The organism is Escherichia sp. MOD1-EC7011 (genome assembly GCF_002965005.1).
GTDB classification, from domain to species: domain Bacteria; phylum Pseudomonadota; class Gammaproteobacteria; order Enterobacterales; family Enterobacteriaceae; genus Escherichia; species Escherichia ruysiae.
This window is the reverse complement of sequence record NZ_PTRD01000014.1, coordinates 79,129-101,385: the sequence shown is the minus strand read 5'-3', so window position 1 is coordinate 101,385 and position 22,257 is coordinate 79,129. Positions and strand designations below refer to the sequence as shown.

Genomic DNA, 22,257 nt, shown 5'->3' with positions numbered 1-22,257 from the left:
TCCTGCCTTAGAAGGCATAAGCTCTAAATTAATACATATATTTAAATTATATTTATTTAATAATTTATTTCTCGCATGAATTTTCATAAATTTAATCTATTACTTTATACGCAATACATTTACTTTCCTCTTTTGATGATCTTAAATATCTTATTTTTCGTAATGTGTATAACAAGGAATAGTGATGAAATTAAAAAAATGTCTTCTGCCTGTGGCAATTTTAGCGTCATTCACCCTGGCTGGATGCCAGTCAAACGCTGACGATCATGCCGCCGATGTTTATCAAACCGATCAACTGAATACAAAACAAGAAACCAAAACTGTTAATATTATTTCTATTCTTCCTGCCAAAGTTGCCGTAGACAACTCACAAAATAAACGGAACGCACAAGCCTTCGGCGCACTTATTGGCGCAGTCGCTGGCGGCGTTATTGGCCATAACGTCGGCTCCGGCAGTAACTTTGGAACGACGGCAGGTGCAGTTGGCGGCGGAGCCGTAGGTGCGGCGGCAGGTTCTATGGTGAATGATAAAACCTTAGTGGAAGGTGTTTCTTTAACATACAAAGAAGGCACCAAAGTGTATACCTCCACCCAGGTGGGTAAAGAGTGCCAGTTCACGACGGGTTTAGCCGTTGTTATTACCACTACGTATAACGAAACGCGTATTCAGCCAAATACAAAATGTCCTGAAAAAAGCTAATAATCAGGAGGATTCATGAAGAAGGTTTTACTTTGCGCCATCTTAGCCGCCTTAAGTAGTTCAACTTTCGCCTCTTCATTACAGGATCAACTCTCTGCTGTCGCAGAAGCGGAACAGCAAGGCAAAAATGAAGAGCAAAGGCAGCATGACGAATGGGTAGCGGAGCGCAACAGGGAAATCCAGCAAGAGAAGCAACGGCGTGCAAATGCCCAGGCCGCCGCTAACAAAAGAGCGGCAACGGCAGCGGCAAATAAGAAAGCTCGTCAGGATAAACTGGACACCGAAGCCACTGCGGACAAAAAACGCGATCAAAGTTATGAAGATGAGCTGCGCAGCTTAGAGATTCAGAAACAAAAACTGGCGCTGGCGAAAGAAGAAGCCCGCGTTAAGCGAGAAAACGAATTTATCGATCAGGAACTGAAGCACAAAGCCGCGCAAACCGATGTTGTGCAGTCAGAAGCTGATGCTAACAGGAATATGACTGAAGGCGGTCGCGATTTAATGAAGAGCGTAGGTAAAGCAGAAGAGAATAAATCGGACAGTTGGTTTAATTAATCGATGTTAGTAACTTCAAGCCTATAATTCTTGAGGATAAAAAACCCTCTGTAGTAACAGAGGGTTTTGTTCATTCATAGTGCAGGGTCAAATCATTCCCACTCAATAGTCGCAGGCGGCTTGCCGCTGATGTCATACACCACGCGGGAAATACCGTTCACTTCATTGATAATGCGGTTGGAAACACGACCGAGGAAATCGTACGGCAGGTGCGCCCAGTGTGCGGTCATAAAGTCGATAGTTTCGACAGCACGCAGAGAAACAACCCAATCATACTTACGACCATCGCCCATTACGCCAACGGAACGAACTGGCAGGAAGACAGTGAACGCCTGGCTGACTTTGTCGTACAGATCCGCTTTACGCAGCTCTTCAATGAAGATGGCATCCGCACGGCGCAGCAGGTCGCAGTACTCTTTCTTCACTTCGCCCAGAACACGAACGCCGAGACCCGGCCCCGGGAACGGATGACGGTACAGCATGTCGTACGGCAGGCCCAGCTCCAGACCAATCTTACGCACTTCGTCTTTGAACAGCTCTTTCAGCGGTTCAACCAGGCCCATCTTCATCTCTTTCGGCAGGCCGCCAACGTTGTGGTGAGATTTGATAACGTGCGCTTTACCGGTTGCAGACGCGGCAGATTCAATAACGTCAGGATAGATAGTTCCCTGCGCCAGCCACTTCACATCTTCCAGTTTCAGGGCTTCTTCATCGAATACTTCAACAAAGACACGACCGATGATTTTACGTTTTGCTTCCGGATCGTTTTCGCCAGCCAGTGCTGACAGGAAGCGATCTTCTGCCGGAACGTGAACAATGTTCAGGCCGAAGCGATCGCCAAACATATCCAGAACCTGCTCTGCTTCGTTGAGACGCAGCAGGCCGTTGTCGACAAATACGCAGGTCAGGTTTTTACCAATTGCACGGTGCAGCAGCATCGCAGTAACGGAAGAGTCCACGCCACCAGAGAGGCCAAGGATCACTTTATCGTCACCCACCTGCTCGCGGATGCGGGCTACCGCGTCGTCGATAATTTTCGCCGGTGTCCACAGGGCTTCACACTGGCAGATATCACGCACAAAACGCTCCAGCATACGCATACCCTGACGGGTGTGAGTCACTTCCGGGTGGAACTGCACACCATAGAAGCGTTTTTCTTCGTTAGCCATAATGGCAAACGGGCAGCTTTCGGTGCTGGCTACGGTGACGAAATCTTGAGGAATCGCAGTTACCTTATCACCGTGGCTCATCCACACGTCAAGCAGCGGTTTGCCATCTGCGCTTAATGCATCTTCGATACCATGAATCAGCGCGCTATCAGTTTGTACTTCAACCTGCGCATAACCAAATTCACGTTCGTTAGAGGCTTCAACATGACCACCTAACTGCATCGCCATAGTCTGCATACCATAGCAAACGCCAAATACCGGTACGCCTGCTTCAAAGACATACTGCGGCGCACGCGGGCTGTTTTCTTCGGTGGTACTTTCCGGGCCGCCGGAAAGAATAATGCCGCTTGGATTGAAGTCACGAATTTGTGCTTCTGTCACATCCCACGCCCACAGTTCGCAGTATACACCCAGTTCACGCACGCGGCGCGCAACCAGTTGAGTGTACTGAGAACCGAAGTCCAGAATGAGGATGCGATGCTTATGAATGTTTTCCGTCATTGACGCTTATTCCGAGGCAAGTGAAACAGATAATATAAATCGCCCGACATGAAGTCGGGCGAAGAGAATCAGGAGCCCAGACGGTAGTTCGGGGACTCTTTGGTGATGGTCACGTCGTGAACGTGGCTTTCCTGAATGCCCGCACCGCTGATACGTACAAACTCCGCTTTAGTACGCAGTTCGTCGATAGTACCACAGCCGGTCAGCCCCATACAGGAGCGCAGGCCGCCCATCTGCTGGTGGATGATCTCTTTCAGGCGGCCTTTGTACGCTACGCGACCTTCGATACCTTCTGGCACCAGTTTGTCAGCGGCGTTGTCGCTCTGGAAGTAACGGTCAGAAGAACCTTTGGACATTGCGCCCAGAGAGCCCATCCCACGGTAAGATTTGTAAGAACGCCCCTGGTAGAGTTCGATTTCACCCGGAGATTCTTCAGTACCTGCCAGCATGGAACCTACCATCACCGCGCTTGCACCAGCAGCGATAGCTTTCGCAATATCGCCAGAGAAACGAATACCACCATCAGCGATAACCGGAATACCGGTGCCTTCCAGGGCTTCTACTGCATCAGCAACGGCAGTGATCTGCGGAACACCTACACCAGTAACGATACGAGTCGTACAAATAGAGCCAGGACCAATACCGACTTTAACCGCGCTGCAACCTGCTTCTGCCAGCGCGCGAGCACCAGCAGCCGTTGCCACGTTGCCGCCGATGATTTGCAGATCCGGATATTTAGCACGGGTTTCACGGATACGCTGCAGAACGCCTTCAGAATGGCCGTGAGAGGAGTCGATCAGCAGAACGTCAACGCCTGCGGCAACCAGCGCATCAACACGCTCTTCGTTTCCAGCACCCGCGCCAACCGCTGCGCCAACACGCAGACGACCTTGTTCATCTTTACACGCGTTCGGTTTACGTTCCGCTTTCTGGAAGTCTTTCACGGTGATCATGCCGATCAGGTGGAATTCATCATCAACCACCAGCGCCTTCTCAACGCGTTTTTCGTGCATTTTTGCCAGCACAACTTCGCGGGCTTCACCTTCACGCACGGTTACCAGACGTTCTTTCGGCGTCATGTAAACGCTAACCGGTTGGTTCAGATCGGTCACAAAACGCACGTCACGACCGGTGATGATGCCGACCAGTTCGTTTTCTTCAGTAACGACCGGGTAGCCCGCAAAGCCATTACGTTCAGTCAGTTCTTTCACTTCGCGCAGCGTCGTGGTTGGCAGAACCGTCTGTGGGTCAGTCACCACGCCAGATTCGTGTTTTTTCACACGGCGAACTTCTTCAGCCTGGCGTTCAATAGACATGTTTTTGTGGATAAAGCCGATACCGCCTTCCTGAGCCAGAGCAATAGCCAGGCGCGCTTCCGTTACGGTATCCATTGCTGCGGAGAGCATAGGGATATTCAGACGAATAGTTTTCGTCAGCTGGGTGCTGAGGTCAGCAGTATTCGGCAGAACGGTAGAATGAGCAGGAACGAGGAGAACGTCGTCAAATGTGAGAGCTTCTTTAGCGATACGTAGCATGGGCAATATCTCGACCAGAGTGGTTAATAAATATTGCCGTGGCATTATACAGAGCGTAACCGATTGCATCTACCCCTTTTTGCAAATAATGCTTGCTATCCCCAGAAGGCGGGTTACTATCGATTGAATAACTTGCTGATTTAGAATTTGATCTCGCTCACATGTTACCGTCTCAATCCCCTGCAATTTTTACCGTTAGCCGCCTGAATCAAACGGTTCGTCTGCTGCTTGAGCAGGAGATGGGACAGGTGTGGATCAGCGGTGAAATCTCGAACTTCACACAACCGGCCTCCGGTCACTGGTACTTTACGCTCAAAGACGATACCGCCCAGGTTCGCTGCGCGATGTTCCGCAACAGCAACCGCCGGGTTACCTTTCGCCCACAGCACGGGCAACAGGTTCTGGTTCGCGCCAACATTACGCTGTATGAGCCGCGCGGTGATTATCAGATTATCGTCGAGAGTATGCAGCCAGCCGGTGAAGGCTTGTTGCAACAGAAATACGAACAGCTAAAAGCGAAGTTGCAGGCTGAAGGTTTGTTCGATCAGCAACTAAAAAAACCTCTCCCCTCCCCCGCGCACTGTGTCGGTGTGATTACATCCAAAACCGGCGCGGCGCTGCACGATATTTTGCATGTGTTAAAACGTCGAGATCCTTCTCTGCCGGTGATTATTTACCCTACCGCCGTACAGGGCGATGATGCGCCGGGGCAAATCGTTCGCGCAATTGAACTGGCGAACCTGCGCAACGAATGCGACGTCTTGATCGTCGGTCGCGGCGGCGGTTCGCTGGAAGATTTGTGGAGTTTTAACGACGAGCGCGTGGCGAGGGCGATTTTTGCCAGCCGTATTCCGATTGTCAGCGCCGTCGGTCATGAAACCGATGTGACTATCGCCGACTTTGTTGCCGACCTACGCGCACCAACCCCCTCTGCCGCCGCCGAAGTGGTGAGCCGCAATCAGCAGGAGTTACTGCGCCAGGTGCAATCTTCCCGCCAGCGGCTGGAAATGGCGATGGATTATTATCTCGCCAACCGTACCAGGCGCTTTACGCAGATCCACCATCGTTTACAGCAGCAACATCCGCAGTTACGTCTGGCGCGCCAGCAAACCATGCTGGAGCGGCTGCAAAAGCGGATGAGCTATGCGCTGGAAAATCAACTCAAACGAGTCGTGCAGCAACAGCAACGGCTTGAACAGCGTCTGAATCAGCAAAATCCTCAACCACGCATTCATCGCGCGCAGACTCGCATTCAACAACTGGAATATCGCCTGGCAGAAACTCTGCGAGCACAGCTTAGTGCCACGCGTGAACGCTTTGGTAATGCAGTGACACATCTGGAAGCCGTGAGTCCACTATCCACGCTGGCGCGTGGCTATAGCGTCACCAGCGCCGCCGATGGGACAGTGCTGAAGCAAGTTAAGCAGGTGAAAACGGGCGATACGTTGACCACGCGGTTAGGTGATGGCGTGGTGATTAGCGAAGTCAGTGCTGTAACAAAAACGCGTAAACCGCGTAAGAAAGCGGCTAATCCGTAGGCCGGATAAGATGCGCCAAGCATCGCATCCGGCACAGGCTCTCGCTCATGCCGGATGCGGCGTAAGTGTTACTGGAAGCAGGTGGCAAACCCTGATGTCGTCGCCGGGGAGATTGCACAGTCCAATGAGCCCGCAGGTTCAATGATACCGCAATAGAGGCTGCCAGAGCGGCTTTGCGATAAATACGGGAAGCTGGGCGATGACGGCCATCCCAACGCGCTAAAGCTGGAATGCAGCGTTTGCAGTTCGCTGTATTCCGGTGCATTCCCCAGTCTGCCGCACTGTTTCGCCAGATCCCATTTACTGCTGTCAACCGTATGCGCCAGCGCCCAGATTTCATTATTGACGACCGGCGTTACCGCTGCGACAGCATTCGACGGCAGTTCTGACTTCAGCAACGGACGGTGCAATGTTTTGCCGCTTACCGTCTCGGTGTCGCTCATATGCCCCCAGAAGTAGGCACTTGCCACGTTCGGGCTGGTCACTACTGTGAAAATGGCATCCATCGTCGCGGTGATGCTGGTGTTATCGGTCAGTGTCACCGTCAGCGGCGTTTTATATCCAGGCGTATTATCCTGTTTAATCATAAACGTCGCCGTACCGTCAGAACCGGTGGTTCCCTGAAGTGTATTACCGCTATCGGATAACGTGACCATCGCGCCAGTGGACGGCTGAACGCGCAGGTCATCCATCGCCGCCACGTCGCCATACAAAGTCGCCCCTGGGTTGCGTGGCACGGCATCACCGCGCGTCAGTGTAAAGGCCACGTTCGGCACCGGTTTCCCGGCGCTGTCTTTCACTGTGACCGTCACCGGCATAGATTCCCCTTTCTTCACCTTCGCAGCCTGAGTGGTAGCGTCAAATACCGTTGAGGTGAGCGTTACGGTAGACACCGAAACGTTAGGGTTCAGCAAGCAGGCCTGCAATGCGCGGCTTCTGCTCGCCGCCTCAGCCTGGCCATTATACAAATCGACAGTCGCGCATCTGTTGGCTCCGCTGGTATCACACGTCGAGTCCACTGCCCACCAGGCATACCCCGATGACTCCACCGGCCAGCCGGTATCAGCCATCAATGTTCCATTGGGATGACGGTTATACAGCGATATAAGTTGCTCGTTGGTCGGCCAGCGCGCGGCCTCACACGCCGCCGTGCCGCTACGTTCCCTTTCCTGAACAGTAGGCACAAGCCAACTTTCACTATTTAAATCCTTAACGTGAACGCCTGAGGTGTTCGTTAACTCAGCCTTTATTTTAGGCCGCACAAAAACGGTGCCATCTGCCGCCGTCACCGTTTCCGCCATATGCCCCCACATGTTGGCTACGCTAACGTCCGGGCTGGTGAGAACCGTGAAAATTGCATCCAGCGAGTCGGTTAGCATAGGGCTACTGCCAAGTGCTGATGCGGTTATCGGTGTTCTAAGACCGGTCGAGCTATCCTGGTGAAGATTCAGCGTCGCTTTACCCTGAGCATCGGTCTGAATAACCAGATAACTGGTATTACTCCGACCATTCATGCTGACGCTTTGTATGGTTTGTGCTGGGTTGAACGTATCGGCCACCAAATCATCCGTCGTTACCGTTTCGCTGAGCGATGTGCCCGCACGATTGTAACTGGCGGCACGCAAAATCCCCACCGACTCAAATGCCGCAGGAGAGCCATCTGGTCGGGTCACCGTAATCGTCAGCGGCAGCGGTGAGCCTTTATGCGCTTTTCCGGCCGGCAACGAAATATCCCAGTTTTCCGCCGCCGTGGTCAGGGTAATTTTGCCTACCGACTCCGCACTCTCCAGGCAGGTCTGGAAGTTGAGATCTGTAGCATCTGAAGCTGCCTGCCCAGTCGTTCCCGATTTGAGATTAATGTACTGATAACTGATCTTCGCTGTGCCTGGACTGGTGACTACGCTTCGCGACCAGAAGTACGGTCTTGGCAATGTTGACTTATCGAGCGGCCAGCCCTGTGCCGTTTCAATGGTTCCCGAAGGATACGCTTCATATAACGATTGCAAATCGTTAATAGACGGCAGTTTATCTTTACAACCTCCCTGCATACCACTCAGCGCATTAGCGATAGTCAGTCGCTGCCAGTTCTCATTGTTGACAATAAGCCCGTTTGAAGAACCTGCCTCCACTTTTAACAATGGACGTTTAAATACCTTGCCGTTATGTGCTGTTAAGGTTTCCGGCATATGCCCCCAGAAATTCGCTTTTGGCGTATCCGGGCTGGTGATGGCAGTGAAAATAGCACTCAGGGTATTCGACGTTCTGGCGCTACCGTCATCGATTTCCGCCGTCAACGGAATACGTGTGCCCTTCCCATCATAGGGCTGATATAGCGTAAATGTCGTCGTACCGTCAGGCCCAGTCATACTGTAATATTTAGCATTATCATCAAGGTAGTCACTACTGTTACTGTAACTATCCTCTACATGTAACAACCGTGACTGGTTATCCATGCTAATCGAATTCGGGTTACGGGGCAGTGTGATACCATGATTCAGCGTAAACGGTACATAGCCCAGCGGGTTACCCTGCGCATCTCGGGTCGTCACTACCATAGTGATTTGATCCCCGACTTTGTTGTAATCCGTTCTGACTTTTACCGCATCGTTACCATCATATTTAGCCGCCTGGGCTGACCTCAACTCAATGGTGCTAACCGACGGGTTTGCCGTTGTCTGACAGGTCAAATACCCGTTGTCCGTTGCCGCCAGACTACTGCTGGTGCCGCCGTTAAGCTGCACGCCTTTGTATTTACGATCGTCAATACTGTTCTGGTCCGGCGTACTGGAGTCATAGGATTTCAGTATCGGCCAGCCGTCAACCGAGTGCCCGTGCCAGGCGCCAGAGAGCGCGACCAGCGAGTTCATGGAGGGGACATAATCCGTACCACAGCCGCCATTACTGTTCTTCGCTGCCTGCGCTTCTGTAAACAGCGCCCAGATTTCGTTATCTTCTTCCGGCCCCTTGCGTTTATTGCCGGGGCTACCGGTCAACTCTGAAAACAGGATCGGGCGCTTAAACGTCAGACCACCTGCCGTTAGCGTTTCCGGCATGTGCCCCCACATTTTTGCTTTTGCACTATCCGGGCTGGTGACGACGGTGAAAATGGTATCCATCGATGCATTTTTTGTTGGATCGGAATAGAGCGCAGCGGTGAGTGCCGTTTTCGTGCCGTAGGTATCCGGGCGCGTAATGTTGAGTATTTTACTGCCATCGCTACCTGTCAGGGCGGCATACGCCGTAGCGGTATCATTGAGCGCCATTTCATCTGGCAGACCAGCATCAACCACCACCGATGAGACAACCCCATCGCTGCTGCCTGCCGTATGACGCTCACCTGGGCGGGTATAGCCATCACCGCGTTTCAGGGTAAACGGCATATCTGCCATCGGGTTACCGGCAGCGTCTTTTACCGTCACTTTCACCTGCAACGTCTCGCCCTTTTTCAGCTTCGCTGCGTTAAGCGAACTGTTCCACTGCGCCTGGTTCACAACTTCAAGCATGATGATACTTGCAGGCGGATTAGCGGTAGCTAAACACGTCATATACGTTGGCGTGGTATTCGCACTCTCTATACTGCCGTTATTCAACCAGACCGCCGCCAGATGCGGCACTTTATCGACAGGTGTGCTGCTCCAGTACTCTTCACGCTGGGTTGGCCAACCGTGAACCGTCTGGATAGTATTATTGTCGTTGGCGGCATAAAGCATATTTAGCTGTTCTTTGCGCGGCACTTTATTGACTCCGCAACCGCCCGCCGCCGTATTTTCAATATCCGCCTGCGCCACGCGTACCCAGGTTTCGTTATTTTCAGCCAGTTGACTGGTTTCACCACTGACTTCATTAATCAGTTTTGGGCGTTCAAAGGTTAGCGACCCAACGGTGATGGTGTTATCCATGTGACCCCACATTTTCGCACCGGTCACATCCGGGCTGGTGGGAACGGTAAAGATCACGTAGTAGTTGATTGTGTTCGGCAGCACGGAATTGGTCGGTGTGACGATAAGTTTGGTTCTTAAACCTACCCCCTGCGGCTGCTCGATAACGACGGTCGCCATGCCCTGCGCGTCCGTGGTGCCGGAGTAGACCATCGAAGGCTGTGAGGTGCCATATTGCGTGCCGTTCAGGGTTATCGCACCATTGCTGGGATCGCTATAGTCGGTTGCCTTTCCTTCTCTATCAAGGCTGATATCTTTCGTGATAGTAAAGTCAGCATAAGGGATGGGCGCATTATTTTGACCATTGACTGTACGCACCGTCATGGTGATTTTTTCGCCGACTTTTGCTCTTGCCTGTTTAGAGGTGGGTGAAACATCTTTATCGGTTTCCACCACCACCCGCGCAATCAGTTCGTTGGCAGAACAGGAGAGATAGTTGGGTTTAAAACCGGAATAGGTATCCACGACACCTGTTCCCAGATCTACGGACGAATGCGATTCGACTTGCTGGGCGGCGGTAAGATAATCATAGTTTGCCGTCGGCCAGCCATGTTCAGTGCCTATCGTATTTCCCTGATGACCCGCAAATAAAATCTCCAGAGAGCTTTGCGAGGGAATATGCCCCACACCGCATTCCGCCTGCATACTGGTATTCTGGTCAAACAACGCCCAGTCTTCATTATTTTCACGCATCACCCCTACTTCATGCGTCGTTTCATCCGCCAGGCGTGGCCGTTTATAGAGATTCCCCTCCGCCATAATCCCACTGCCCATATGGCCCCACATGCGGGCATATTCGCTGTCCGGGCTGGTGACCACGGTGAAGATGACGTCTTTGGCATCCGATGCGTTATAGTTACTACGCATCGCCGCCGTGATGTGTGTTTTCACACCAACGCCGTCTGGCTGACTTAACGTCAGCGTGGCCTGGCCATTAGCGTCAGTAATCCCTTCGTAATTATGCGCATCTACCTGTTGTAGGTTGGTGCCACCACGGATTTGAACCGGGTGCGTCTCCCAGGTGGGATTGGATTGATTTTTACGGTTAACGCCGTCGTCCAGATGCAAAGAGAAATAGTAATACGCTAACGGCTGATCGTTATTTTTGTTGTCAGTAATAGTCAGACGCATGATGGCGTCTTCCCCAACCTTCGCTTTCATCGCCTGCGCCGTATCATTAAAACTCGCGGGCGTGAGAACAATTTTCGGTTCGACGTCCGGAGCTTCTTTATCGATACAACTGACCAGGAATTTCGTCGCATCTGGTTTTTGCGCCTCGCTACGGTTAGAAACGTCAGCCGCGTGGTGCATTCCACTTGCCCCCGCCAGCGAAGACCAGTAATAGTTTCCCTGCATTGGCCATCCCGCTACTTCCTGAATCGAGGTGGGAATGACCGTTGCCAACGCGCCGAACTGACGCATACCCGGCAAAATGTCACAGTGGTTATCAGCCCCACTCCAGACAAACGTGGACCAGGTTTCATTGTGATCGTCTGCGGTGCCATCCTCATTGCTGACTTCCGCCGCCAGTTTTGGTCGGCTGAAGGTGTACTGCTGCGCTTTCAGCGTATCCGGCATGTGACCCCACATACTGGCGACCACAACGTCCGGGCTGGTCAGAACGGTAAAAATCACTGCCGTTTCGCTGGTTTGTGTAATGCCTGGCAGACTGACAACCAGCGGAGTTTTTACGCCTGGTCCGGCAGGCTGCGTGACGGTGACGGTCGCGGTGCCGTTGGCATCGGTTGTGCCGTGATACTCTGTTGTGGTCGTGGTAAGTTCCGTGCTATCGATGCTCACCGGGCTGGTGTTATTGACAACATCCTGGCGATTCCTTGCGTCTTTCCGTTTGATAACAAAGGGAAGATTTCCTGTTGGGTTACCCTCGCAGTTTTTGGTGGTCACCGTTAAGGTTATCGTACTGCCGACGGTGGTTTTTGCTGCCTTTAGCGTATCGTCATAACCGCTGACGCTTGCACTCACTAAATCACCCTGGGCTGCGGCAATATTGAGCGTCACCTGCTTTTCGTTCAACAACACCGAACCCTGATTTGGCACGCCGGTCAGGGTAAAAAGATTCAGCGTCGGAAGCGTTTCTTTAGGGTCAAACTGTGGAATGACTACCAGCTTATGCCCCGCCAGGTTTTGCGCGCAGAAGGAGCGATCGGCGCGAGGCTGCGGGTCGAGCGGCACATCAGACGTGGCAGCCTCCGCCCATACCAGCGAAACGTCAGGTAGCGTTTGGTTTTGCCAGCGCAGCAGCGGCGGAGTGCTGAACATGTCACCTTCGGTATCGCCCGGGTTAATTAAAATCATACTGGTTGCGCTGGCATCCACGCTGAAGTTCCCCGGCGTGGCCGTACTGGCGACATTGTGCTCTTTGGCGGGATCAAGCTGGAGGCTGCCCTGATAAACGGGCACGCTGGCGCTGTCTGCTATGGGAGGGGTGCCATTTATGGCATCCGTTGAAACGGCGGTATGTTGCCACTGGCTCCCTTTCAATGCCGCTACTGCTGGCGTAGCCAGAGTAAGCATTAAACATGCCATCACCATTTTTACGCGTTTCAATTTCCCGTCCATGAGTGAAACCTGCCCGTTAACGTTACTTTCTTACCTCAACCCACTTTGCTTAACGTTGGCTAAGCAAAGTGTGCGGAAAAGCACCATTCCCATACGGGAATGGTGCCGGTAAAGATTATTTTCTCTGGTAGTCGATAGACAAACCGTAGCCCTGAACACCGTCTGCGCCAATAGTGAGGCCGCCTTCGGAATAGTCGAAAGAGGTCTTCGCTTCGGCGTTGGTAACCGGGATGACCAGGTCGTTGTTGTTGTGGCTCGGGTTGACAATCCCACCGTTAGTACCCAACTGCAAACTGCTGCCGGTAAAGCGCCAGCGGTAGTTGTACTGGTTGGTAACTTCTTCACCCGTATCATAGGTTCCATTGCTGTTTCCATCTTTCCACAGCATGACCTGATAGGTGGTATTGGTTTTGAGTTTGGTTGCTTTGCCCAGCAGGTTGGTATTAACGCCCTGTTCATGAATGACCACTTTAACCGCATCATCAAATACCGGACCTTCAGGAATATCATCGCTGTCAGAACCACCACCAGCATTTGTCGAGAGGTCAAGCATCACCAACTGTTCTGCGACGTTAGGGTCACCGGTTGTGGTGGTTGGTGTGATCTTCAAGCCGATGTATCGATCCGCATCTGCTGCAGCGATGGTGTAAGTGTCACTGCCAACTGTACCAATCTCTCTTGGGTCACCACCCGCTTGATCTTTGTAGCTCATCCATTGCAGCGTGGCTTTTGTCGCTGTGTTGTTGTCATCAAGATCGCCCTGGGTATCGCCAATGGCCCAGTTTGCCGTTAACTTATCGCCAACATGAAATTGCTTTTCGCCATCCGTTGAAGCAGTTCGCGCACCGCGATCAATAGTAATAGTCACATGAGATTTATCAGCATCGCTCGTTTCTGTCGCGCTACGAGTTATCCACGGCACTGTACCCTGAATCGTTCCGGTTGATTGCGTCTCTGATTGCCACTGACCAGCTCTTAGATTACCCTGCCCTTCTGCCATGGCTGCTGGCACTGCGCAGTACCCTGCTAAAGCCAGCGCCAGCGCAACTTTGGTCATCGGTCGCTTTAAATAATGTTTCATTCAACTCTCTCCTTGATTAATATCCAGTGACTGGCCAATCGGCCATTACGCCGATCTAGTGCTTGCTGTAAACCACACGTAATCCATACCCTTGCACGCCATCTTGTTTTTGGGCACCAAATTTCTGCACGGCTTCTTCGTTAGTGGCAGGGATGACAATATCTTCATTGCTGGTATTTGTTTGGGCGCCGGTGTAGCCGTTAACGCTTTGCCCGGTAAATTCCCACTGGTAGTCGTATTGCGTCATTTCCTCTTCCGTCAGTTTTTCCGACTGCTGGAAAACGCCATCTTTGTTGGCATCGCGCCACAAAACAAAGCGGTAGGCGTTATCCACAGGCAAATGCTCTTTCTCATTGTCGATAAGATTGACGGGATTAGTCGCAGATACACGGTAGATAAACGCATTAACATCATTCCCTCCCGCACCAAGGAATGTCACATCCACATAGTTGCTGTCGTCATACGGAGCAGCTTTTGCTTTCCAACGGAAAGTGCCGGGTAACGTACTGGAGAGTGTGACGGTTCCTTTTTCTTTATCTTGTTTGGCGATAAAGACGCAGGGATTCTCGGTTGAACAGGGTTTATTGGTGAGCGTGACTTTTTTATCCTGCGCATCGTAAAGCTGCGGGGAAAGGTTATCTTCTGGCAGTGTATTGCCGTTGCGGTCAGTGTCATCACCGAAGCTGTCAGTGACGTCGAGATCCATCACCACGCCATCAACGCCGTCTGCCTGGGCGCTGGCTTCGTGGCTGTGATTGTTCTCTTCAGGTACATCCGCAATATTGTTGACGATCAGCTCAATTTTACGGTCTTGCTGCACGGTGATTTCCACCACACCGGAATTCTGCCGATTACCCTTTTCATCCTCCAGCGCCAACCGTACCCGCCAGGTATTCAGCTTTTCCTGCTCTGCTTTATCGGAACTGTACTGCCAGGCGGGCAGCACCAGATTCCAGTGGTTGTTGTTACCTTCAGTGATGGTATTCGCTTTAACAACAGGCATGACCAGCGTGCGGGCAGCGTTATTTTTCGCCTGCCACGAGGCGGAAATAATTTTGTAATGATGGTTGATCAGCGCGTTGATGGTCCATTTACATTTTTCCAGTCCAACCGCTTCTTCTGGCGTGTCTTTAATCACACATTCCGGGTGCTCATTGGTGGCGTCCGCTTTAAGCCACAAGGTGACATCAAGTGGGTCTTTTTCTTTGTATTCCAGCACGATAAAGTTATTACGTTCGACGAAGTCATGGCGGCTCCCCATCAGCGAGTGAGCGACTTTGACGTTATCGCTATTCAGTTGATCTTTTAGCGGAACACCGAACTGATAATTAATCGTGGCGTTAACACTAAGATCACTGTTATCTCCAGTGCCTGCTTTATAGTCCGCCCCGACTGTCAATAACGGAACTGGTTGATAGTTCACGCCGAGCGTCACTGCATAGGGATCTTTTTCTAAATTATCGGTGCCGAACAACGCAACTTCGTCACCATAATATTGCTCGAAAACAACTTTGCCCCCCAACTGTGGATAAGAAGGTAGCCAGGCTTCCGCACGAACATCCCAACCACGCGCAGGTCGTTCTAAATAGAAGTCGAAATCTTTTGAATCTTTCCAGTCAGAAAGTGGATGATAATAGTTACCAGAAAGTTTTAAATAATCCGTCCAGGCTTCAGTCCCTAACCCTAAACGGCGATGTCCACGAGTGAAATCATAATCATAAAATATATTTCCACCCAATAACCATTTGTCAAAATTATGTCTAACGCCGAAGCCAATATTACCTATCGTGCGTTCCTCTTTACGTTGAGCGGATAACTGGCTGAAATAAACACTTTTTTGAGAATCATATAAAGGAACAAAATAGTCGATTGAACTGCCGTCCAGCGAGCCATCCTGACCGATAGAAAGATTCGAACGGACTTTACCGTATGGAGAAAGCGCACCTTCGATATAAGACTGTGCAGATGAGGTGATTTGCCCTTGCAGATAGCTTCTTGCTTGAGATTCCAGAGCTTCTGGGGTCAGGTTCTCAAATCCCTGCTGGGCGGATTCGGCGACGTAGTTGACACCACGCTCTTTCAAGGATTTACCTTTATTATTTTGTTCTTCTTGTAAGGCAGCTTCGCTTCCCAAATCCGGTAATGAAGAGTCACTTTGCTTAACATTTATCTCTGGTGTCGCATAAGCAGCACCAGAGATAAAAATTAGCATAAAATAGCGTATCCATCGCAACATGCCTTTTCCTTGTAACGATTTTATAATCTGAAATCAGCTTCGGCATTGTATTCCAGATAGTTCAGATATTACACACCAGAAATGCTAAATATATTCTTAAAGTTATAACAATGGGAGTTTGTTCACTCTAATTACGTGTTAAGCTAATAGAAATTGGCTCATTATATTTATACCGGGAATATATAAAAGAAAAACATATATTCCCGTGATATTAAGCAGTGGTAAATTCAACGCGCTTTTTAGAAATTAAACCGTGTCCATTCTGGCAGAAATAATCCACCGCGCCACAGGCTTTTAATACCTGTAACGGCTGATGACAGTCAGGGCAAAGCGCCTGAACAGTGAAATCTTTATCGCAAGTTGTGCAGTGAGCCGTCTCGCCATTGCGTTCGAGAGGGTTTTGGCAGACAGGGCAGTTGAGTTCCATATTTGTTCCTCGCGATTGGTTGGGTTTCTCTTCCTGGATGGCAAGAGAAACCCAATAAGTAATTACTTACTTTTCTTGATGTGCTTCATCAGACGCTTACGTTTACGCATCTGGGTCGGCGTCAGAGTGTTACGCTTGTTCGCATACGGGTTTTCCCCTTCCTTGAACTGAATACGAATCGGCGTACCCATCACGTCCAGAGATTTGCGGAAGTAGTTCATCAGGTAACGTTTGTACGAGTCAGGCAGGTCTTTCACCTGGTTGCCGTGAATCACCACAATCGGCGGGTTGTAACCACCGGCGTGGGCATATTTCAGTTTCACACGACGCCCGCGAACCAGCGGCGGCTGGTGATCTTCAACAGCCATGGTCATGATACGCGTCAGCATAGATGTCCCCACGCGACGGGTAGAGCTGTCATATGCTTCACGTACTGATTCAAACAGGTTACCAACACCGCTACCGTGCAATGCAGAGATAAAATGCACACGAGCGAAGTCGATAAAACCCAGACGGAAGTCCAGCGTCTCTTTCACCTGCTCTTTCACTTCCTGGCTCAGGCCGTCCCACTTGTTCACCACAATCACAAGTGAGCGCCCGCTATTGAGAATAAAACCAAGCAGGGAGAGATCCTGATCGGAAATACCTTCGCGTGCGTCAATCACCAACATCACAACGTTGGCATCTTCAATCGCCTGCAATGTTTTGATTACCGAGAACTTCTCTACCGCATCAGTAATTTTTCCGCGTTTACGCACGCCCGCAGTATCAATGAGTACATACTCACGTCCGTCACGTTCCATCGGAATGTAGATACTGTCACGCGTCGTGCCTGGCATGTCGTAAACCACGACGCGCTCTTCACCCAGGATACGGTTAGTGAGTGTAGACTTACCGACGTTTGGACGACCAACAATCGCCAGTTTGATCGGCAGACTTTGCGGGTCGAAGTCGTCTTCCTCTTCTTCTTCACCGTTCTCTTCCGCTTCAAATTGCGCCCAGTATTCAGCGTCTTCGTCGACTTCTTCTTGCGGTGCGAGATCTTCCATCCACGGCAGCAGCACGTGCTCCAGCAGACTTAATACGCCACGACCATGCGAAGCGGCAATTGGGTAAATTTCACCTAAACCAAGTGAATAAAAATCAACAATTGCTTGATCCGGGTCCAGTCCATCGGTTTTGTTCGCCACCAGGAAGGTTGGCTTTTCACGGGAACGCAAATGTTTGGCAATGGCTTCATCCGCAGGCATCAGACCCGCGCGCGCATCGACCATAAACAGTACGACGTCCGCCTCTTCAATCGCCAGCAGCGATTGTTCCGCCATGCGGGTTTCTACACCGTCTTCTGTGCCATCAATCCCGCCGGTATCAATACAGATAAACTCGCGGCCTTCAATTTCCGCACGACCGTACTTACGGTCACGAGTCAGACCCGGGAAATCCGCAACCAGCGCATCTCGGGTGCGAGTTAGACGGTTAAATAACGTGGATTTTCCTACGTTAGGGCGCCCGACAAGCGCGACCACAGGTACCATGTTTAAAGCCTCATTTTTATAAATCATCAGACAACGCACGCTATTTTCGCGTCGTTGTTAAAAACAGGAAAACGGCTCCTGTCCAGGAGCCGTTTTCAAAGTGAACGACAGAGACGATTAACGTGTAATGGAGTACACGGTTCCGTCTTTTGCCTGGATCAGCAGTTTGCCATCAGCGGCAACCGGGTCAGTCTGGAAACCAGAGCTATCAACTTTTTGTTGGGCAACGAAACGTCCATCTTCCACATTAATCCAGTGCAGATAACCTTCGCTATCACCCACCACCAGGTTGCCATTATACAACACCGGAGAAGTCAGCAGGCGGTGCAGCAGATCGCTTTGTGTCCACAGCGTCACGCCACCATCGATGGTCAACGCCATTACCCGGTCATTTTGATCAACCAGATAGATACGGTTACCGTCAACGATGAAATCATTCACCGAGCCCAGTTCGCGTTTCCACATAATCTGACCACTGCGCAAATCAAGCGCCGTCAGGTTACCATTATAGGCCAGCGCGAAAACAACACCGTTCACAACTACAGGCGTAGTATCAACATCGCTCAGACGGTCAATTTCGGTAGAACCCGTCGCCTGGGAGATACGCTGTTGCCAAATCATCTGTCCCTGCTGCATCAACACAGCACTGACGCGACCATTATCGCCACCAACGACTGCCGCACCAAATGCGGTTGCTGGCGCAGACTCGCCACGCAGAGAGAGCGAAGGCATATCAAGGTTAACGGTCCATTTAACAGCGCCATCAGCTTCGTTCAGCGCCTGCAACTGGCCGTTGCTGGTGTGAATCAACACTAGACCATCGCTGACCACCGGGCGAGAAAGTGCTTCACCCGCTACTTTGGTTTGCCATGCCACAGTACCATCGCTGGTGTTCAGCGCGTAAACCTGCGCTTTTTCGCTGCCAATATAGACATGACCACCTGCGACGGTCACGCCGCCGGAAAGTAATGCCGGCTCTTTAGATAACCAGCCATCTTTTTCAGCCAGGCTGACAGACCAGATTTCTTTACCGTCATCCGCATTCATCGCCTTTACCAAACCAGCGCGATCGGCTGCATAGACAACGTTATCCGCCAGTGCCGGATGAAGATTAGAGTAGAAGTTACCAATGCCGCTACCAACGGAAGTGCTCCACGCCGTGGTCGGCGTAAACTGGTTTTCAACGGTCGGCAATGGGGACATCTTGACCACATCTTCTTCACTGTTAAACAGCGAACAGCCGCTTAAAAGGGTAACGGAAAGCACTCCTGGCAGCAGTAATTTACGCAATTGCATCGGGTCCCTCTCAGATGGACAAATTATTAATTTTCATCTGCATCATTTCACTCAGTGCCGGGGTCACATCGCTTTTCACGCCTGCTTCCCACGCACTACGCGCACCTTGCTTATCACCTTTGCTCAGTAATGCTTCACCACGCAAGTCGGCAACAATAGCAGCCCAACCTTCACCTTTAATGGTATCGAGGGTTTTCAGCGCGGCATCAGTCTGCTTGAGCTGCACCTGAACTCGGGCAAGACGCAGATTTATCACGGCTTTGAGATTTTCATCGCTCGTGTCCGCCAACCCTTGTTGCAATTGAGCGGCGGCTTTCTCTAGTTCATTTTTGTCAACAAATTGCTGCGCAAGTTCCAAAGAAGCCAGCGCGCCGTAAGTATTTTTATTTTCAGCAGCGAATTTTTCCGCCGCCGGGATGCTGTCAGGTTTGCCTTCGCTAACTGCGGTAACCGCATTTTGATAGGCAAGAGAAGCGGAGCGTGCAGACTCAACCTGATGGCTGTTCCAGTAGCGCCAGCCAATCAGTGCGCCAACGCCTAAAATCACCCCAACAGCCAGTGCCTTGCCATTTTCAGCAAAAAAGCGTTTAACCGCTTCAACCTGGTCGTTTTCGTTCTCGTAAATTTCCACGCTGTCCTTCTCCTTCCTTAACCCAGTAACGTGTGCAAATGCGCGGCTACGCTATCCTGCGCAACTGCCGTTTGCTCACCAGAGCGCAAATCCTTCACTACTGCCGTACCATTAGCCACTTCGGACTCACCCAGCACCACAGCAACGCGGGCACCCCATTTATCAGCGCGGGCAAACTGTTTCTTAAAGTTGCCGCCGCCGTGGTTGGTCATCAGTTTCACGCCCGGTAATTCATCACGCAGACGCTCTGCTAATGCCATAGCCGCAGATTGTGTATCAGTACCCGAAGCCACCAAGTATATATCGACAACAGGATCGGCTTTAAATTCCGGATTAACTGCCTGAACTAACAACACCAAACGTTCCAGGCCCATCGCAAAACCGACTGCCGGTGTGGCGCGACCGCCCAGTTGTTCCACAAGACCGTCATAACGACCGCCTGCGCACACGGTGCCCTGGGAACCGAGGCTGTTAGTGACCCATTCGAAAACGGTACGATTGTAGTAATCCAGACCACGCACCAGACGCTGGTTTACGGTATAGGCAATACCTGCGCTCTCAAGCAGTTTGCACAAACCGTCAAAATGCTCGCGAGACTCCTCATCCAGATAATCGCCCAACGCCGGAGCGTCGTTGAGAAGCGCCTGCACTTCCGGATTTTTAGAATCCAGCACACGCAGCGGGTTGGTATACATGCGACGTTTGCAGTCTTCGTCCAGTTTTTCTTTATGCTGTTCAAGGAACGCAACCAGCGCATCGCGGTAATTGGCACGTGCTTCCAGCGAACCGATAGAGTTCAGCTCAAGAGTTACGTGTTCGGAGATACCCAGCGCGCGCCACCAGCGGGCAGTGAGCATAATCAGTTCGGCGTCGATATCGGGGCCTTGCAGACCGAAAACTTCGCACCCCAACTGATGGAACTGACGATAACGCCCTTTCTGCGGACGCTCGTGACGGAACATCGGCCCGATATACCACAGACGCTGTTCCTGATTGTACAGAAGACCATGCTCGATGCCGGCGCGTACACAGCCCGCCGTCCCTTCAGGGCGCAAAGTCAGGCTGTCGCCATTGCGATCCTCAAAGGTGTACATCTCTTTTTCAACCACGTCGGTGACTTCACCAATCGCACGTTTGAATAGCGGGGTCTGCTCTACAATCGGCAAGCGGATTTCACTGTAACCGTAGCTGCCGAGCACGTTTTTCAGTGTGCCTTCAATGCGCTGCCAGATGGCCGTTTCGCCAGGCAGGTAATCGTTCATGCCGCGAATGGCTTGAATGTTTTTTGCCACGTTTATTCTCTTTCTGAATATAAAAATGAACCCTCAACGCTTCCCTCAATGTTTCGGGAGCCATGCGGGTTCAATCATACACGGGAAGCGAGGCGCTTCCCATCACGTTATTATTTTTCAACCTGCTGAACGTCAATTCGACGCGCTTCGTCCAGTTGGCTGGCTTTCGCACGAATGCGTGCTTCCAGCTGGTCGATCATGTCGTTGTTGTCCAGACGGTCTTTGCGCACGCCATCTTCATAGAGGCCGCTTTTCTTGTTGCCGCCCGTAACGCCAAGCGTAGAAACCAGCGCCTCGCCCGGGCCATTCACCACGCAGCCAATAATCGAAACGTCCATCGGGGTAATGATATCTTCCAGACGTTGCTCCAGTGCGTTAACCGTACCGATAACGTCAAATTCCTGACGCGAGCAGGTCGGGCAGGCGATGAAGTTGATGCCGCGCGAACGGATGCGCAGCGATTTCAAAATATCAAAACCGACTTTGATCTCTTCGACCGGATCAGCCGCCAGCGAGACGCGCAGTGTGTCGCCAATACCTTCCGACAACAGCAGACCTAAACCAATAGCCGATTTCACCGCCCCGCTGCGTGCGCCACCGGCTTCGGTGATACCCAGGTGCAGCGGCTGATCGATCTGTTTTGCCAGCAGACGATAAGACTCAACGGCGAGGAAAACGTCAGACGCTTTCACGCTGACCTTGAATTGATCAAAGTTCAGACGATCGAGATGATCAACATGGCGCATGGCAGATTCCAGCAACGCCTGCGGCGTCGGTTCGCCATACTTTTCTTGCAGATCTTTTTCCAGCGATCCGGCGTTAACACCAATACGAATCGGAATGTTTTTATCGCGCGCACAGTCAACCACCATGCGAATGCGTTCTTCATTACCGATATTGCCAGGGTTAATGCGCAGACAGTCAACACCGTATTCCGCTACTTTCAGCGCAATGCGATAGTCGAAGTGGATGTCGGCTACCAGCGGCACGTTAACCTGCTGCTTGATGAGCTTGAACGCTTCTGCCGCGTCCATCGTCGGTACAGAGACGCGAACGATATCAGCGCCGACACGTTCCAGCGCCTTAATTTGATTGACCGTAGCTTCGACGTCTGTCGTACGCGTATTGGTCATGGACTGTACGGCGATGGGTGCACCATCGCCAATCGGCACATTCCCAACGTAAATACGTGTTGATTTTCTACGTTGAATTGGAGCCTGGTTATGCATGAAAAATCTCCCGC

Annotated in this window: 14 protein-coding genes; 3 read left to right on the top strand and 11 right to left on the bottom strand. The window is 51.4% G+C overall.

The annotated features are described in order from the left end of the window. Positions 1-181 precede the first annotated feature (181 nt). Positions 182-700 (top strand): glycine zipper 2TM domain-containing protein, encoded by a 519-nt coding sequence (locus A7098_RS07105; RefSeq protein WP_105280559.1) that lies wholly within the window; start codon positions 182-184, stop codon positions 698-700. A 15-nt stretch (positions 701-715) separates the two neighbouring features. Continuing rightward, on the top strand, positions 716-1,255 hold the full coding sequence (locus A7098_RS07100; RefSeq protein ID WP_105280558.1) for a DUF5384 family protein: 540 nt from the start codon (positions 716-718) through the stop codon (positions 1,253-1,255). Between the two features lie 92 nt (positions 1,256-1,347). Here A7098_RS07100 and guaA read toward each other — a convergent pair whose 3' ends face one another. Together guaA and guaB are read right to left on the bottom strand one after the other, a co-directional pair. Beyond that, positions 1,348-2,925, bottom strand: a complete 1,578-nt coding sequence (guaA, locus tag A7098_RS07095) for a glutamine-hydrolyzing GMP synthase (protein ID WP_000138265.1) — start codon at positions 2,923-2,925, stop codon at positions 1,348-1,350. A 68-nt stretch (positions 2,926-2,993) separates the two neighbouring features. Further along, positions 2,994-4,460 carry an IMP dehydrogenase gene (gene guaB / locus A7098_RS07090; protein WP_001299507.1) on the bottom strand — a complete coding sequence of 489 codons (1,467 nt, stop codon included), beginning with the start codon at positions 4,458-4,460 and terminating at the stop codon, positions 2,994-2,996. Positions 4,461-4,621: 161 nt separating this feature from the next. Between guaB and xseA the strand changes: the two genes are divergently transcribed. After that, on the top strand, positions 4,622-5,998 hold the full coding sequence (xseA, locus tag A7098_RS07085; protein WP_000937959.1) for an exodeoxyribonuclease VII large subunit: 1,377 nt from the start codon (positions 4,622-4,624) through the stop codon (positions 5,996-5,998). Between the two features lie 68 nt (positions 5,999-6,066). Here xseA and A7098_RS07080 read toward each other — a convergent pair whose 3' ends face one another. The 9 genes from A7098_RS07080 to ispG all read right to left on the bottom strand — a co-directional run bounded on the left by A7098_RS07080 (position 6,067) and on the right by ispG (position 22,243). Continuing rightward, entirely contained in the window at positions 6,067-12,516 is a 6,450-nt protein-coding gene (locus tag A7098_RS07080; RefSeq protein WP_105280557.1) for a DUF823 domain-containing adhesin, read from the bottom strand. A 115-nt stretch (positions 12,517-12,631) separates the two neighbouring features. Further along, positions 12,632-13,597 carry a SinI family autotransporter-associated protein gene (locus A7098_RS07075; RefSeq protein WP_105280556.1) on the bottom strand — a complete coding sequence of 322 codons (966 nt, stop codon included), beginning with the start codon at positions 13,595-13,597 and terminating at the stop codon, positions 12,632-12,634. A gap of 55 nt (positions 13,598-13,652) precedes the next feature. Then, positions 13,653-15,833, bottom strand: a complete 2,181-nt coding sequence (gene sinH, locus A7098_RS07070) for an intimin-like inverse autotransporter SinH (RefSeq protein ID WP_000946974.1) — start codon at positions 15,831-15,833, stop codon at positions 13,653-13,655. A 211-nt stretch (positions 15,834-16,044) separates the two neighbouring features. Continuing rightward, positions 16,045-16,260, bottom strand: a complete 216-nt coding sequence (locus A7098_RS07065; RefSeq protein WP_000422358.1) for a zinc ribbon domain-containing protein — start codon at positions 16,258-16,260, stop codon at positions 16,045-16,047. A 62-nt stretch (positions 16,261-16,322) separates the two neighbouring features. Further along, a complete protein-coding gene (der, locus tag A7098_RS07060; RefSeq protein WP_024165069.1) occupies positions 16,323-17,795 on the bottom strand; it encodes a ribosome biogenesis GTPase Der in 1,473 nt (490 codons plus the stop codon). Between the two features lie 117 nt (positions 17,796-17,912). After that, positions 17,913-19,091, bottom strand: a complete 1,179-nt coding sequence (bamB, locus tag A7098_RS07055; RefSeq protein ID WP_001177079.1) for an outer membrane protein assembly factor BamB — start codon at positions 19,089-19,091, stop codon at positions 17,913-17,915. Positions 19,092-19,101: 10 nt separating this feature from the next. Next, complete coding sequence (gene yfgM, locus A7098_RS07050; protein ID WP_000409213.1) at positions 19,102-19,722, bottom strand: ancillary SecYEG translocon subunit YfgM; 621 nt, start codon at positions 19,720-19,722, stop codon at positions 19,102-19,104. A 17-nt stretch (positions 19,723-19,739) separates the two neighbouring features. Continuing rightward, positions 19,740-21,014: a histidine--tRNA ligase gene (hisS, locus tag A7098_RS07045; protein WP_032225951.1), complete on the bottom strand. Its 1,275-nt coding sequence runs from the start codon at positions 21,012-21,014 to the stop codon at positions 19,740-19,742. Positions 21,015-21,124: 110 nt separating this feature from the next. Then, positions 21,125-22,243 (bottom strand): flavodoxin-dependent (E)-4-hydroxy-3-methylbut-2-enyl-diphosphate synthase, encoded by a 1,119-nt coding sequence (ispG, locus tag A7098_RS07040; protein WP_000551807.1) that lies wholly within the window; start codon positions 22,241-22,243, stop codon positions 21,125-21,127. Positions 22,244-22,257: the final 14 nt, after the last annotated feature.